General features: G+C 67.2%; 9 protein-coding genes. 4 read left to right on the top strand and 5 right to left on the bottom strand.

Features of this window, described 5'->3' with window-relative positions; all coding sequences use genetic code 11:
• Positions 1-64: 64 nt before the first annotated feature.
• Genes ACFW0H_RS18580 through ACFW0H_RS18570 form a run of 3 tightly spaced genes read right to left on the bottom strand, consistent with a single transcriptional unit; the run spans position 65 to position 3,825 of the window.
• Positions 65-433 (bottom strand): PilZ domain-containing protein, encoded by a 369-nt coding sequence (locus ACFW0H_RS18580; RefSeq protein ID WP_422915338.1) that lies wholly within the window; start codon positions 431-433, stop codon positions 65-67.
• Positions 434-485: 52 nt separating this feature from the next.
• Entirely contained in the window at positions 486-2,657 is a 2,172-nt protein-coding gene (locus ACFW0H_RS18575; RefSeq protein ID WP_422915337.1) for a hypothetical protein, read from the bottom strand.
• Positions 2,644-3,825, bottom strand: a complete 1,182-nt coding sequence (locus tag ACFW0H_RS18570) for a DUF3142 domain-containing protein (RefSeq protein ID WP_422915336.1) — start codon at positions 3,823-3,825, stop codon at positions 2,644-2,646. The genes ACFW0H_RS18575 and ACFW0H_RS18570 overlap by 14 nt, the downstream gene beginning before the upstream one ends.
• 172 nt (positions 3,826-3,997) lie before the next feature.
• Between ACFW0H_RS18570 and ACFW0H_RS18565 the strand changes: the two genes are divergently transcribed.
• The 4 genes from ACFW0H_RS18565 (at position 3,998) to ACFW0H_RS18550 (ending at position 8,212) form a co-directional block, all read left to right on the top strand.
• Entirely contained in the window at positions 3,998-4,504 is a 507-nt protein-coding gene (locus ACFW0H_RS18565) for a DUF3015 domain-containing protein (RefSeq protein ID WP_422915335.1), read from the top strand.
• 152 nt (positions 4,505-4,656) lie between these two features.
• Positions 4,657-6,723 (top strand): carbon starvation CstA family protein, encoded by a 2,067-nt coding sequence (locus ACFW0H_RS18560; RefSeq protein ID WP_422915334.1) that lies wholly within the window; start codon positions 4,657-4,659, stop codon positions 6,721-6,723.
• Between the two features lie 10 nt (positions 6,724-6,733).
• The gene (locus ACFW0H_RS18555; RefSeq protein WP_422915333.1) at positions 6,734-6,937 is read left to right on the top strand and encodes a YbdD/YjiX family protein; all 204 of its coding nucleotides are present in this window, start codon (positions 6,734-6,736) and stop codon (positions 6,935-6,937) included.
• 210 nt (positions 6,938-7,147) lie between these two features.
• Positions 7,148-8,212: an extracellular solute-binding protein gene (locus tag ACFW0H_RS18550; protein ID WP_422915332.1), complete on the top strand. Its 1,065-nt coding sequence runs from the start codon at positions 7,148-7,150 to the stop codon at positions 8,210-8,212.
• Between the two features lie 599 nt (positions 8,213-8,811).
• Here the strand turns inward: ACFW0H_RS18550 and glyA are convergent.
• Together glyA and ACFW0H_RS18540 are read right to left on the bottom strand one after the other, a co-directional pair.
• Positions 8,812-10,065 carry a serine hydroxymethyltransferase gene (glyA, locus tag ACFW0H_RS18545; protein WP_422915331.1) on the bottom strand — a complete coding sequence of 418 codons (1,254 nt, stop codon included), beginning with the start codon at positions 10,063-10,065 and terminating at the stop codon, positions 8,812-8,814.
• Positions 10,066-10,326: 261 nt separating this feature from the next.
• On the bottom strand, positions 10,327-14,574 hold the full coding sequence (locus ACFW0H_RS18540) for a sensor domain-containing protein (protein ID WP_422915330.1): 4,248 nt from the start codon (positions 14,572-14,574) through the stop codon (positions 10,327-10,329).
• Between the last annotated feature and the right edge of the window lie 85 nt (positions 14,575-14,659).

The raw sequence follows: 14,659 nt of genomic DNA, 5'->3' as shown, positions 1-14,659 counted from the left end.
GGGGCTGCACCTGCGGCCCCCTCTCCCGCTCGCGGGAGAGGGCTGGGGTGAGGGCCGCTGGAAACTACTGCTCCCCCAGTGCCGCCAGGTCCCGCTCCAGCAGTTCTTCGTCGCCCAGGTTGAGCTCCACCAGCCGGCGCAGGTGGCTGATGGAATCGAGGTCGATATGGCGGCAGATGAAGCCGAGCTGGTTGCCCTCGGCACGGGCCAGGTCGACGTCCATGCGCACCTGAATCTCGTCGCTGAGCCTGATGCAGGCCTCGAAGGGGTGCGCCGGGTCGCCCGCCCAATCCGCAGGACGCATCACCAGCAGCCCCTTGAGGGACACATCGTGCAGTTCCACCGCCCAGCACTTGTCGCCCTGGGCGACTTCGGTGGCGGCGTCGAAATTGATGCGGTGGAAGCGCCGACGTTCGTTGGCGGTTTCACTCATGTCCATGCTCCTGCGAAGTTTCAACCACTATAGACAAGGCTGGCGGGCCCGATCAGGCGACCCGGCGGCGCCTGAGCAACCAGATCGCGATGCCGAGGGTCAGGGCGCCAGCCAGCAGGTATTTGTACGGACGCAGGCGGGTTCGCAGCCATTGCCCACGTTCTTCCCGGACACGCCTGGCGGCGGCGTCGAAGTCCGGCGCTTCGCAGTCCTGGCCGAAATTGGCCGCCCAGGGTACATAGGGCCCTTCCTCCACATAGCGTCGGTAGTAGGCGCGCGCGCCCGTCAGGTCGCGGTAGAGCAGCCAGCCGCTGGCCTTGCACAGCACGGCGGCGAAGGCCTGGCTGCTGTGGGGCAACTGGTCGGCGGCGCGGCCGGCCAATGCGGCGGCGACCCAGCGGTAGTGATAGCGGCTGTTGGGTTGGGCGAGGCTGGCGTTCTGCCGCTTGGCCTCGTCGGCACTGAGCAGCCCGCCGGCTTCCTGCGGACCGACCTGGCGCAGGGCGAAGGCGCCGCCGAGGCTCTGGAAGTCCGGTGACATCTCGTAGCCCAGCAGTTCCATCCCCTGTTCCCGAGCGATCACCGCCGCCTGGTAGAGCGCTTCGGCGCGGCCGGCGGAGGTCCAGCGACTCTCCCCATCGATCCGCGCCTGGCCGTAGCGGCGGGCGGCATCGCGTAGTGCATCGCTGTCGAAGTAGGGCAGCGCCTCGGCGTACTGGCCTTCGCGCAGCAGGCGCCGGGCCAGCAGGTCGCGCAATCGGGCGGCCGGCGGGCGCGGCTGGTAACGCTCGCGCTCGGCTTCGGTCTGCGGCTTGGCGGCCGGCACCTTGGCATCCACATAGCCCTTGAGTTCCTCCAGGGTGAGTACCCGCTCGGCGACGGTGGCGGCGTCCCACCAATAGATGTCGTCGCTGCGCAGCAGCAGGTCGAAGGCGTCCAGGTAGTCGCCGCGCTGGAGGGAGAGGATGGCGTTCTCACCGTTCACCCGGCAGCGTGGCTTGACGGTTTCGTAGTCCCAGTTGGCGGTGCGCCGGTAGCCCCAGTCCTCCTCCGCGGGGAACGCACGGGCGGCCTTGGCGTAGGCCTCGGCGGCGCGGGTGGCGTCGCCGTCGCGCAGGGCCAGCTTGGCCCGTAGCCACCAGGCCAGGCCGCTGTCGCCGGCCTTGTCGAGGAAGCGCGCGGCGTTGTCGTAGCGGCCGTATTGATAGCTCAGTGCGGCCAGGCGATCGGCGTTGGCGAGGTCGGCGCCGGCGTTGTCCAGCAGCAGGTCGGCCAGGTGCTGCTCATCGTTCGGGCGCTGGTCGTTGTACCAGCCGATGCGGCTGAGCAGTTGCGCGGTGAGCAATTGCTGGACTTGCGCCAGGGCGAGCAGCGGGACCAGTTGCTCGTCCGGCAGGCGTGCCAGCTCGCCGGACAGCTGGCGCAGGGAGCTGTAGCCGGTGGTGGACTGGTGGGCGCTCTGGCTGGCATAGAGGCGGATGGCCGTGGCCCAGTCGCCAGCCTGGTGGGCCAGCAGCGCTTCTTCGCCGAGGCTGGCGATGCCCAGCTCCAGCGGGTCGGCATAGCCCTGGGCGACGAGCTGGCGCGTCTGCCGGAAGGCTTCCGTGGCGGCCCGCGCGGCTTCCTGGACGAACAGCCGCTGATCCTCCTCGCTGCGCTGGGTCTCCTCGGCGGGCACGCCTTCGGGGCGGCTGAGGCCGGCCTGGGCGCGGCCCAGGGAATAGGCGGCCCAGGTACTGCGCAGGCGGCGTTGCTCCGGCGGCAGTTCCAGTACGCGGCGGAAGTAGTCGCTGGCCAGGACGTAATCGGCCTGGCCGAAGGCCACGGCGCCGGCGGTATAGAGGCGCAGTTCGGCGGGCAGGTCCAGGCCCTGGTCCTCCACCTGGCGGGCGTCGGTCAGGCTGCGTAGGCGCTTGACCTGCTGGTAGAGCGCATCGCCCAGTTCCTTCTGTTCGATTTCGTCGCGCTGCTGGACGTATTGCTCGCTGCTGCCGTCCCAGTACGGCGCCAGGGTGGCGTCGCCCGACTGGCCGATGCCCGGCACGGGCTTGCCGAGGCGCGCGACCTCGAAGGCGAAGTTGCCCTCGGGCAGCTCGGCCAGGCTCTGGGCGCGGTCATCCAGCAGGCTGAGGGGGAATTCCGGGCCGCAGGCCTGGGCGCTGAGCACCGGCAGGCAGAAGGCGACAGCGAGTGCCAGGCGATGGCGGCGTTCAGGGGTAGACACGGGATCCTCCTTGATCAAGGTGCTGGCAGCGGGCCCAGCCCAGGGCGCGCTGCTGGCCGGCGGGCAGTTGGCCGTCAGTGTGGCGGATGAATATCAGGCGCCCGGCGTCGCGCTGCAGGTCGTAGCCGGCCAGGGCGTCGGCGGCCTCGCAGCCTTGGGCCGGCAGCTCGATTCGCTCCGGCAGCGGCCCGCCGATGGTGCCCAGGTTGGCCAGGGCCAGTTCGTGGAGCGGCCCCTGCTGGCGGATGCGCGGCTGGATGTCGGCGTACAGGGCCTCGCCCCGGGCCACCGCCTTGAGGGTGGCGAGGGGCCAGGCGCGGCGGTCGCCAGCAAGCGGCAGGCGAAACCAGACGATGCCGCTCAGGCGCCTGGGGCGGTCCTGGCGCAGTGCGGCGAGCAGTTCGGCCAGTTGTTGCGGATCGGCCTGCAGCTCGCGGCGCTCCCCGGCGATCGCCAGGGGGCTTTCGCTTTCTACCCGGCCATTGACCAGGGCGACGCCGTAGGCGGGCAGGGCAAGTTGGAAAGGACGCTCGCCGAGATCGCTCCAGCGGCGCGCCCAGGACAGCGCCCTGCCCGGGTCGAACAGCCCATCCCGCGGGGCCTCGACGGCGTGGACCTGCAGCACGCTGCTGTCCACCTGGCGCAGCAGGTCGGGCAGGCCAGGGCTGTCGAGCCAGGCGGGCAGGGCGGTGATGCTGAGGCGCAAGCCGGCTGGTAGTTCCCGGCGCAGTTCAGCAAGGAAAGCGGCGTAGCCCGGCAGGCGCGCGCTGGCGCAGTCGTGGTCGATCTCCAGGCCTTGCATGGCCAGCCCCTGGGCGCGCCAATGCCTGACCAGGGCGAGGATGTCCGTGCGTGCGCGTTGCAGGTCCAGTTCCGGCAGTTGGCCATCCAGGCGTACCACGGCGACCAGCGGGCGGCCGTCGGCCTTGAGCAGTTCGGTGTCTACCCGGATGCGGGACCAACCGGCCCGGGGGTGATCCTGGGCGGCGAGCACGCGCAGGGTGGAAAAATCGGCGTGGCTGGCGGCCAGGGCGTCGGCATGGGTGGGCTGCCATTGCCGTTGCCAGATGTACACCTGCTGGTCGAGTGTGGGCGGCACTTCCGGCCGGCAGCCGGCGGCGAAGAGCAGGAACAGGGCGAGGAAGGCGCGGCGGCAGGAGACGGGCATGGATTCGACGCGCTCTGGGGCGGGCTCCTTGGGGCAACTGACCCGGATTGCAGCGAATTACATCCGCATTCGATTGTGCCGGCAAGCGCGCATCCAGACAGGTTTGACAGTTTCTCAACCGTCGCCAAAGCTGCTTAGGCGGTTTTTCTATAAATACATGCGGAGCGCAAATATGGATAAGCGACTGCTTAGCAAGGGGTTGATCGTCGGGCTGCTGGGCGCAGCCAGCTTGGCGGCGCAGGCCGATGAAGCCGGAGGCAAGGGCTGCGGCTGGGGCAACATGCTGTTCGAGGGCCAACGCGGTCTGGCTCCCCACCTGCTGGCGACCACCACCAACGGCACCTCCGGCAACGCCACCTTCGGCCTGACCTCCGGGACCAACGGCTGCGATTCCAGTGTTCGCATCGGCTACGGCGGCCGCTCCTGGCTGGCCATGAACGGTATGCTGGACAACATCGCCGAGGACATGGCCCAGGGCAAGGGTGAGGCGCTGGATGCCTACGCCACCCTGCTGGGCATCGAGCAGGGCGACCGCGCCCATTTCGCCCAGGTCACCCAGGCCAATTTCTCCACCATCTTCTCCGCACCGGACGTGACCGGGGAGCAGGTGCTCGCCGCTACTCTGGATGTGATGAGTCGCGACCAGCAGCTGGCTCGCTATGCCAAGCAGCCGAGCTAAGCGCATCAACGCATAAGAAAGCCGGGCCATGCCCGGCTTTTTTCTAACCCCCGGTCGCTGAAAGGTCCAATCCAGATACCGGTCCGATTCCCCAGGGCCGCAGAGCGACTAAACTTTTGCAAGCCTGTTTGTTTATTCATTCGGAGCTTCCTATGAACGATAACAACAGCGTCCTGCGCCACCTGCCCTGGGCTGCGCTGGCCGTGGTCGGCGCCTGCGCGCTCGGCGTCGTTGCATTGCGCCGTGGCGAAGCGATCAACGCCTTGTGGATAGTGGTAGCCGCCGTCGCCATCTACCTGGTTGCCTTCCGTTACTACAGCCTGTTCATCGCCAACAGGGTGATGCAGCTCGATCCCACCCGCGCCACGCCCGCGGTGTTGAACAACGACGGTCTGGACTACGTGCCGACCAACAAGCACGTGCTCTTCGGTCACCACTTCGCCGCCATCGCCGGCGCCGGCCCGCTGGTGGGCCCGGTGCTCGCCGCGCAGATGGGCTACCTGCCCGGCACCCTCTGGCTGATCTCCGGGGTGGTCCTGGCCGGCGCGGTGCAGGACTTCATGGTGCTGTTCATTTCCACCCGGCGTAACGGCCGCTCCCTGGGCGAGCTGGTGCGTTCTGAAATGGGCCAGATCCCCGGCACCATCGCGCTGTTCGGCGCCTTCATGATCATGATCATCATCCTCGCGGTGCTCTCGCTGATCGTGGTGAAGGCCCTGGCCGAAAGCCCATGGGGCATGTTCACCGTGATGGCGACCATCCCCATCGCCATGATCATGGGCCTGTACATGCGTTACATCCGCCCGGGCCGCATCGGCGAGATCTCGGTGGTGGGCGTCGCGGTGCTGCTGTTCTCCATCTGGCTCGGTGGCCAGGTGGCTGCCGACCCGGTCTGGGGCCCGGCGTTCACCTTCACCGGCGTGCAGATCACCTGGATGCTGATCGGCTACGGCTTCGTCGCCGCGGTGCTGCCGGTGTGGCTGATCCTCGCACCGCGTGACTACCTGTCGACCTTCCTCAAGATCGGCACCATCATCGCCCTGGCCATCGGCATCCTGATCACCATGCCGGAGCTGAGGATGCCGGCGCTGACCCAGTTCGTCGACGGCACCGGGCCGGTGTGGAAGGGCGCCCTGTTCCCCTTCCTGTTCATCACCATCGCCTGTGGTGCCGTGTCCGGCTTCCATGCGCTGATTTCTTCCGGTACGACGCCCAAAATGCTGGCGAACGAATCCCACGCCCGCTACATCGGTTACGGCGGCATGCTGATGGAGTCCTTCGTCGGCATCATGGCCATGGTCGCCGCCTCGGTGATCGATCCGGGCGTGTACTTCGCCATGAACAGCCCGCCGGCTGTAGTGGGTGGTGACGTCACCGCCGTCGCCGCGGCGGTCAGCAACTGGGGCTTCGCCATCACCCCCGAGGTGCTGGAGGCCACCGCCAAGGACATCGGCGAACACACCATCCTGGCCCGCGCCGGCGGTGCGCCGACCCTGGCTGTGGGCATCGCGCAGATCCTCCACCAGGTGCTGCCGGGTGAGAACACCATGGCCTTCTGGTACCACTTCGCGATCCTCTTCGAGGCGTTGTTCATCCTCACTGCGGTGGATGCCGGCACCCGCGCCGGGCGCTTCATGCTGCAGGACCTCTTGGGCGAGTTCGTGCCGTTCCTCAGCCGTACCGAATCCTGGACCGCCAACGTGATCGCCACCGCCGGCTGTGTGGGTATGTGGGGCTGGCTGCTGTACCAGGGCGTGATCGACCCGCTGGGCGGCATCAACACCCTGTGGCCGCTATTCGGTATCTCCAACCAGATGCTGGCGGGTATCGCCCTGCTGCTGTCCTGCGTGGTGCTGATCAAGATGAAGCGCCAGCGCTACGTCTGGGTCACCCTGCTGCCGGCCGTGTGGCTGGTGATCTGCACCACCACCGCGGGCATGATCAAGCTGCTCGACCCGAACCCGGCGGTGGGCTTCCTGGCCCTGGCCAAGAAGTACGGCGACGCCCTGGACGCCGGCCAGATCCTGGCCCCGGCCAAGGACATCGGCCAGATGCACAATGTGATCTTCAACGCCTACACCAACGCGACCCTGACCGCGCTGTTCCTCTTCGTGGTATTGAGCGTCCTGTTCTACGCCTTCAAGGTGGGCAGGAACGCCTGGATGAAGCCGGAGCGTACGGACAAGGAATCGCCCTTCCAGCCGATTCCGGAAGCCTGAGGAGGCTCGCATGTTCAATGATCTCAGCCGCATGGGTAAGTACCTGGGGCAGGCGGCGCGCATGCTGGTGGGCATGCCCGACTACGACAACTACGTCGAGCACATGCGCAGCAAGCACCCGGACCAGCCGGTGATGACCTACGAGGCGTTCTTCCGTGAGCGGCAGGAGGCGCGCTATGGCGGCGGCAAGGGAAGGCCGGTGCGTTGTTGCTGAGCTGTCCACCGCCAGATCGAAGCGCCACGCCTTGTCGTGGCGCTTTCTTTTTCCAGGGCATATCCGGCGGCGTAGCGAAACTGTCGACGCGTTCATGAAAGCGGCATTCCGGCAGCCAGGCACAAGCGTCTGGCAGCCAGCGCCATGACAGCGGCGGCCGCGATGCCTCTAATCCCTTTCAGCCCTCATGGGAGCAGGGCGGAGGGAGCCATGAAGAAGACGTTGTGCCTGTTGCTGTTATCGGCCCTGGCGGGGCTCTCGCATGCCGAAGAGGTCCTGCGGGTCTACAACTGGACGAATTACATCGAGCCCGAGGTGCTGACTGCCTTTCAGCACGAGAGCGGCATCCGTGTCGAGTACGACACCTTCAGCACCGCCGCTGAACTGGACGCGGCCCTGGCCGGACCGGCGAAGTACGACCTGGTGGTGCCCTCGCATTTCCAGCTCACCCGGCTGATAGGGGAAAAGCGCCTGCAGGCCCTGGATCTCGCCCGGCTGCCCCACCATGCCAGCCTGGACCCTGCGCTGCTGGCCATGCTCGCCGGTTTCAATTCCGCTAATCGCTACGTGGTGCCCTATCTCTGGGGTTCGGTGGGCCTGGTGAGCAACCCGTCCCTGGCCGAGCCTGCCTTCGGCGGCCCCTTGCCGAACAGCTGGAGCGTGCTCTTCGACGAGCAGCAGCGTGGGCGGCTGGCCGGGTGCGGTGTGGGCATGCTGGATGCACCGGAGGAAACCCTGTCGCTCTGGCTCAACTACCGCGGGCGCAACCTGAGCCTGGGCGGCACCCGCCAGATCGACCAGGCCGGTGAACAGTTGCAGGCCATGCAGGGGCAGGTGCGCAACCTGGACAACGACCGCTACGTCGACAACCTTGCCGGCGGCAAGCTTTGCGTGGCCATGGCCTGGGTCGGCCATGCCCTGACGGCGGCGGAGCGCAACCCGGCGCTGCGTTACCGGATTCCTGACGAGGGTGCGCTGGTGTTCATCGACAGCCTGGCGATTCCGGCCAATGCGGCGCGGCCGGACCTGGCCTACCGCTTTGTCGACTACCTGCTCGAACCCGGCAATGCGCGCCGCAATGCCCTGGCGTCGCGCTTCTATTCGCCACTGGCCGCCGACCACCCCGAGATGGTTCGCCTGGCGCAGGAGCAGCCGGCGCTGGTGCCCGACCAGGCCGAGCGCAAGCGCCTGTACTTCCTGGAGCGCCTGACGCCGGAGCAGAAGGCGCGGGTTGATGAGGTGTGGCAGAGGATCAAGGCGGTGCGTGCGCTGTAAGGATAGCCTGAGGGCGGGTAATCACAGAGTGTGGTGGTGCGCTGTGTGATTGGAATCATCTGGCCTTGTGCGGTCGGATGTATCCCTCACCCCCGGCCCCTCTCCCGCAAGCGGGCGAGGGGTGACGCGCGCCGGCGAGGCACAAACCATCCTGAAGCCAACAGCGATCTGAAACTGTGCGAAAGCGGTGGGGCGGCGACTCCGCCCCTTCAGGAGGCCGAGTGGAGTCGCTGTGAAACGAAGCGCAGCGGAGTAACAGCCGCAGGCTGGCCCGAAGGGCGAGCGTAGCGAGTCAAGGGGATGAGCGGCATGGATGCCGCGAGAGGCGCGCAGGGCCATGGATGGCCCTTCGCGCCGTGCCCCTGGAACAGTGATGGAAGGAGGGAACCCGGCGTAGCCGGGCCGGATGCCGGGGCAAGCGTTTTGCTTCCTTTTGGGCGATTGCAAAAGGGAGTCGCCCGGGAGGGCGAAACAGAAAGCCGACGCCCACTGGGCAATGAGCCGAGCACCCGAATACGAAGCAGCGTTACGCCGGATTACCAATCCACACGCCCAAGAAAAAGCCCGGCATTCGCCGGGCTTGTTCATTGCGCTGTCGCTTACTTGCCGTAAACCGGCAGCTTGGCGCAGATGGCCTTGACCTTCTCGCGAACCGCGTCGATCACGGACTCGTCGCCCATGTTCTCCAGGATGTCGCAGATCCAGCCGGCCAGTTCACGGCACTCGGCTTCCTTGAAGCCGCGGGTGGTGACCGCCGGGGTGCCGATGCGCAGGCCGGAGGTGACGAAGGGGGAACGCGGGTCGTTCGGCACCGAGTTCTTGTTCACGGTGATGAAGGCGCGGCCGAGGGCGGCGTCGGCATCCTTACCGGTGATGTCCTGCTTGATCAGGCTGAGCAGGAACAGGTGGTTCTGGGTGCCACCGGAAACCACGTCGAAGCCGCGCTCGATGAAGACCTGGGCCATGGTCTGGGCGTTCTTCAGGACCTGCTGCTGGTAGGCCTTGAACTCGGGCTGCAGGGCTTCCTTGAAGCACACGGCCTTGGCGGCGATGACGTGCTCCAGCGGGCCGCCCTGGGCGCCGGGGAATACGGCGGAGTTCAGCTTCTTCTCGATCTCTTCGTTCTTGCGAGCGAGGATCAGGCCGCCACGGGGACCACGCAGGGTCTTGTGGGTGGTGGTGGTGACCACGTCGGCGAAGGGCACCGGGTTCGGGTACACGCCAGCGGCGACCAGGCCGGCCACGTGGGCCATGTCGACGAACAGGTAGGCGCCTACCTTGTCGGCGATGGCGCGGAAGCGCGGGAAGTCCAGGACCTGGGAGTAGGCGGAGAAGCCGGCGACGATCATCTTCGGCTTGTGCTCCACGGCCAGGCGCTCGACTTCGTCGTAGTCGATCAGGCCATTGGCGTCGATGCCGTACTGCACGGCGTTGTACAGCTTGCCGGAGGAGCTGACGCTGGCGCCGTGGGTCAGGTGGCCGCCGTGGGCCAGGCTCATGCCGAGGATGGTGTCACCGGCATTGAGCAGGGCCAGGTAGACCGCGGCGTTGGCCTGGGAACCGGCGTGCGGCTGGACGTTGGCGTAGTCGGCGCCGAACAGCTCCTTGGCGCGGTCGATGGCCAGTTGCTCGACGATGTCGACGTACTCGCAACCGCCGTAGTAGCGCTTGTGCGGGTAGCCTTCGGCGTACTTGTTGGTCAGCACGGAGCCCTGGGCTTCCATCACCGCCGGGCTGGTGTAGTTCTCGGAGGCGATGAGCTCGATGTGCTCTTCCTGGCGCTTGGCTTCTTGCTCCATGGCGGCGAACAGGTCGGCATCGTAGCGGGCGAGGGTCAAATCACGGCTGAACATGGCGGTCCTCTTAAGGATCGGTGCAGGGGAAAGTCGCGCATTCTACCTGATCGGTCGCAGGCTGGCATATGAAGGTCGGTCATGGGATGGACGAATGGAGCTCAAGATGCCGAAGCCGACACGAGCCCTGTAGGGTGGATAGCGCTGTTCTATCCACCATCGAGGTCGTGCAAGGCACCGATGGTGGAAATCCCCACAGGGATTTCCACCCTACGCACGAATCTCCTACAACTGCAGTTCCCCGGGGCGGCGGAGCGGCCTTCAGCTGAGGATGAAATTGGCGCTGGTGCCGAACAGGCGCTCGAACTGGGCCGCTGGCACCGGGTGGCCGAACAGGTAACCCTGCACCTCGTCGCAGCCGTGCTCGCGAAGGAAGCCCAGCTGGGCGTGGGTTTCCACGCCTTCGGCGATCACCGCCAGGTTCAGGCTGTGGGCCATGGCGATGATGGCGCGGGCGATCTGGGCGTCGCGCTCGCCGTCGGGCAGGCCGTCGACGAAGCTGCGGTCGATCTTGAGCACGTCGATGGGGAACTGCTTGAGGTAGTTGAGCGAGGAGTAGCCGGTGCCGAAATCGTCCACCGCGATGCACAGGCCCAGGCGCTTGAGGTTCTCCAGGATGTCCATGGCCTCGGCCACGTCGCGCATCAGGATGCTCTCGGTCAGCTCCAGTTCGAGGCAGGCCGGCGGCAGGCCGCTGTCTTCGATGATGGCGGCGATGCGCTCGGCCAGTTGGCCGTCTGCGAACTGGCGGGCGGAGATGTTCACCGAGATCTTCGGCAGGCGCATCTTCCCCTGGTGCCAGGCCTTGAGCTGGCGGCAGGCTTCGTTCAGCACCCAGTCGCCCACCTGGACCACCAGCCCGAGCTCTTCGAGCACCGGGACGAACTCGCCCGGCGGCACCAGGCCACGTTTGGGATGGCGCCAGCGCAGCAGGGCCTCGACCCCGGTCAGGCGCTTGCCGTCGCCGGAGAACTGCGGCTGGTAGTAGAGCAGGAATTCGCCCTGCTCCAGGGCGTGGCGCAGGTCGCTTTCCAGTTCCAGGCGCTCCAGGGCGCGGGCGTTCATGTCCGCCTGGTAGAACTGGAAGTTGTTCTTGCCGCGTTCCTTGGCGTGGTACATCGCGGTGTCGGCGTTCTTCATCAGTTGGCTGAGTTCGCGGCCATCCTGGGGCGAGAGGGCGATGCCGATACTGGCGGTGACGAAGAATTCGCGGCCTTCGAGGATGAAGGGGCGGGCCAGGCTGGCGAGGATCTGTTCGGCGACGTGGATCGCCCGGTTCAGGGCGCCCTCGCGGGTGGTCCGCGGCTGCAGCAGCAGGGTGAATTCGTCGCCGCCCATGCGCGCGACGGTGTCGTCCTCGTCGACACAGGCGGCCAGGCGCACCGCCACGTCCTTGAGCATGCGGTCGCCGGCGGCGTGGCCGAGGGAGTCGTTGATCGGCTTGAAGCGGTCGAGGTCGAGGAACATCAGCACCACCCATTCCTGGTGCCGCTCGGCGTGTTGCAGGGCGGTGTGCAGGCGGTCCTGGAACAGGGTGCGGTTGGGCAGGTGGGTCAGGCCGTCGTAGTAGGCCAGGCGGTGGATGCGCTGCTCGCTGGCCTTGCGCTCGCTGATGTCGCTGAAGAAGCAGACGTAGCTGACCAGGTCGCCGTCCTCATCGTGCACCGCGGTGATGCCGACCCAGGCCGGGTAGTTCTCGCCCACCCGGCGCTTGAGCCAGATCTCGCCCTCCCAGCTGCCGCGCTGGTTGAGCTGGCCGAGTATGTAGTTGAGCTGGTTGGCCTGCTGGCGGTCGGCGGTGAGCATGGACGGCAGCTGGTCCAGCACCTCGCTGGCCTGGTGCCCGGTGATGCGGCAGAAGGCTTCGTTGACCTGGACGATGTAGCCGGCCGGGTCGGTGACCAGAATGGCCGAGGTCGAGTGCTCGAATACCGTCGCCGCCATGCGCAGGTCCTTCTCGGCGCGGCGCTGCTGGCTGATGTCGCGGCCGACGCCGAGCATGCCTTCGAAGCGTCCGTATTCGTCCCACATCAGCATGGTGCGCAGTTCCACCGGGATCTTCTGGCCGTCGGCGCGCATGCAGTCGAAGAGGAACAGGCGCGAAGGCATCTGGCTGCGCAGGTCGGCCAGGCGCTGCGGGTTGCCCAGGGCGTTGCGGATCTGTTCCAGCTGCTCGAACAGCGTGGCCATCTGCCGCGGGTCGGCGGCCATGCCGTTGAAGCCGTGGGCGATGGTCCACTCGGCGCTGTAGCCCAGCACCGGCAGCACCGATGGGCTGACGTAGTTGAGCTGCAGTTCGTTGTCGGTGGTGAAGATCACGTCGCTGATGCTTTCTGCCAGCATGCGGTAGCGGCGCTCGCTCTCGCGCATGGATTCGGCGGCTTCGATCTGTTCGGTGATGTCCTTGGCGACGCCGATCAGGCGGCTTACCCGGCCCTTGTCGTCGCGGGCCAGGGCCTGCTCGCGGATGTCGAACCAGTGCCAGCTGCCGTCCTTGTGGCGCCAGCGCAACTGGCATTGCAGCAGCAGGCCATCGCCCACCACTTGCTGCAGGCTGCGCACGCGCCAGTACTGCTCGGCGTCGTCCGGATGCAGCACCTCCTCCCAGAAGCGCTCGCCCATCCGGTAGATGTCGCGGCGGCTGTAGCCCAGCTGCTGGGCGAGGCGGTTGTTGGTGAGCATCACCCGCTTGCCGACGATGTCGTGCACGTAGAGGGTGTCGGGCACCGCCAGCACCACGTCGGACCAGAAACGTTCGCGCTCGATCAGCGACAGCTCTACCTGCTTGCGGCTGGTGATGTCGTTGATGCTGAGGGTCACGGCTTCCAGGTCCTGGATCAGGTCCGGCAGGTGCAGCACCAGCCAGATATGCCGTTCCCGGCCCTGGCCGGTGACGATCCGGCTCTCCATCTCCAGGTGCCTGCCGGCGCCCAGCAGCGCGGCCATCAGCTGGAAGCGGATGCCGCCTTCATGCACCGGCCGGGCGCCGATCAGCTGCCGCCAGGCTTCCTCGCTGCTGCCGACTTCCAGCAGGCGCATGGCCACCTGGTTGACCTCGGTGATGCGCAACAGGCGCAGCAGCTCGGGGTGGCGATGGGGATTGGCCCTGATCCAGGCGGACAGGCTTTCCTTGTCGCGCGCCCCCTCCTGGATCAGGTACTTGCGCAGTTCGGCGAGGTCGAGGACGCACAGGGCGATGCCACTGCCCTCGAAGATGTCCTGGTAGCGGCGGCGGGTTTCCTGCAGCACACGCAGGGCGCGCTGTTCCTCGGTGACGTCGCGCAGCACCCAGACGTAGCCGAGCAACTGGGCGCCATCGTTGAGATCGTTGCGGGTGACGGCCAGCAGCCGCCGCTCGCCGTTACGCTCGAACTGCACCAGGTCTGAGCCCAGGTCGTGGTCGAGGCCGGGGGCATTGAGCAGCAGCGGGTCGAGGCCGGGCAGCAAGGCCAGCAGGTGGTGGTCCTGGGCGCCGTCGGCGCGGATGCCGAACATGGCTTCGGCCTGGGGGTTGAGGTAGCTCAGGCTGCCGTCCACCCGAGTCGCCAGGACCCGCTCCTCGATCACCCCGAGGGCGCTGGCGGCCTGGCGCAGGGAACGCCGCGAGGCATCGTTGAGTGCGTGCAGCCCACGTTGCTCGCGTTGCAGGTAATAGAGCGCGATCAGCGCCAGGCTGGCGCTGATGAGGAACAGCAGCAGCTTGCTGAGCAGCTCGGGCAGCAGGCTGGCACGCACCTGGCGCTCGTCGTGCAGGGCACGGACCTGCCAGTCGCTGTGGGCGAGCCTTGCTACGAGGATGGTCTGCGCCTCCTGCTCGGCGGTCACCGGCATGATGATGGCGCCGGGCTGGCCGGCCTTGCTGCTCCTGGCCAGCACGCGCTGGAGGACGTGGTCTTCCAGCAGCCAGCGGTAGTCGCGGTCTTTGTGCTTGAGCAGCCAGGCGCGGATGGTTTCCGCGTCCATGCGCAGGACCCAGTAGCCGCTCGGTTCGGGCAATGGCGACTGGCGCACGACCAGGTAGACCTCGCCTCGGCCGTGGGCCCTGAACGCGTAGTGGTAGGTCTCGCCTTCGCTGCGCTGCACCAGGCTGGCGAGGAACAGTGCATCGTCGCTATCGGCCTGGGTGTCGGCCAGCAGCCCGCCATTGGGGTTGAGCCAGGCCAGGCTGCCCACGGATGGCAGCAGGGGGTGCAAGAGGTCCAGGGCCGCCAGGCGCTGGTCTTCCTGCCGGGCATCGGCCGCCTGTTGGCGGAGCAGGGCGAGCACCGCGTCCGCCTTCAGCTGCATGACCAGTTCGAGGTGGCTGGCCAGTTCGTGGGTCAGGGCGTAATTGCGGTCCCGCGCGCCGCCCTGGAGCTGCCGGTATTCCTGGTGCAGTTGCCAGAGCAGCAGGGCCAGCATCAGCAGCACCAGCCCCATCAGCAGGCCTTTGACCGAGCGGCGCGTGGGGGCGCCGGGCAGGGGCTGTCCTGGCTCGCGCGGGGCTGGGGGGAGGGGGCTGGCTGGCACGGCTGCGTTCCTGCTGCTACTGCTCGACTGGCAGCTGACGGGGCGTCCCGGACCCAGGGGCCCGCGGACGGGCTAGCATGCCTTG

The sequence above is a fragment of the Metapseudomonas cellulosilytica genome (assembly GCF_049334135.1).
Taxonomy (GTDB): Bacteria; Pseudomonadota; Gammaproteobacteria; order Pseudomonadales; family Pseudomonadaceae; genus Metapseudomonas.
The sequence above is the reverse complement of the archived record's forward strand: the minus strand, read 5'-3'. Positions and strand labels throughout refer to the sequence as shown.

Coding starts and splice junctions, on each gene's coding strand:
- ACFW0H_RS18580 (WP_422915338.1), bottom strand. CDS start 433: ATGAGTGAAACCGCCAACGAACGTCGGCGCTTCCACCGCATCAATTTC.
- ACFW0H_RS18570 (WP_422915336.1), bottom strand. CDS start 3,825: ATGCCCGTCTCCTGCCGCCGCGCCTTCCTCGCCCTGTTCCTGCTCTTC.
- ACFW0H_RS18565 (WP_422915335.1), top strand. CDS start 3,998: ATGGATAAGCGACTGCTTAGCAAGGGGTTGATCGTCGGGCTGCTGGGC.
- ACFW0H_RS18560 (WP_422915334.1), top strand. CDS start 4,657: ATGAACGATAACAACAGCGTCCTGCGCCACCTGCCCTGGGCTGCGCTG.
- ACFW0H_RS18555 (WP_422915333.1), top strand. CDS start 6,734: ATGTTCAATGATCTCAGCCGCATGGGTAAGTACCTGGGGCAGGCGGCG.
- ACFW0H_RS18550 (WP_422915332.1), top strand. CDS start 7,148: ATGAAGAAGACGTTGTGCCTGTTGCTGTTATCGGCCCTGGCGGGGCTC.
- glyA (WP_422915331.1), bottom strand. CDS start 10,065: ATGTTCAGCCGTGATTTGACCCTCGCCCGCTACGATGCCGACCTGTTC.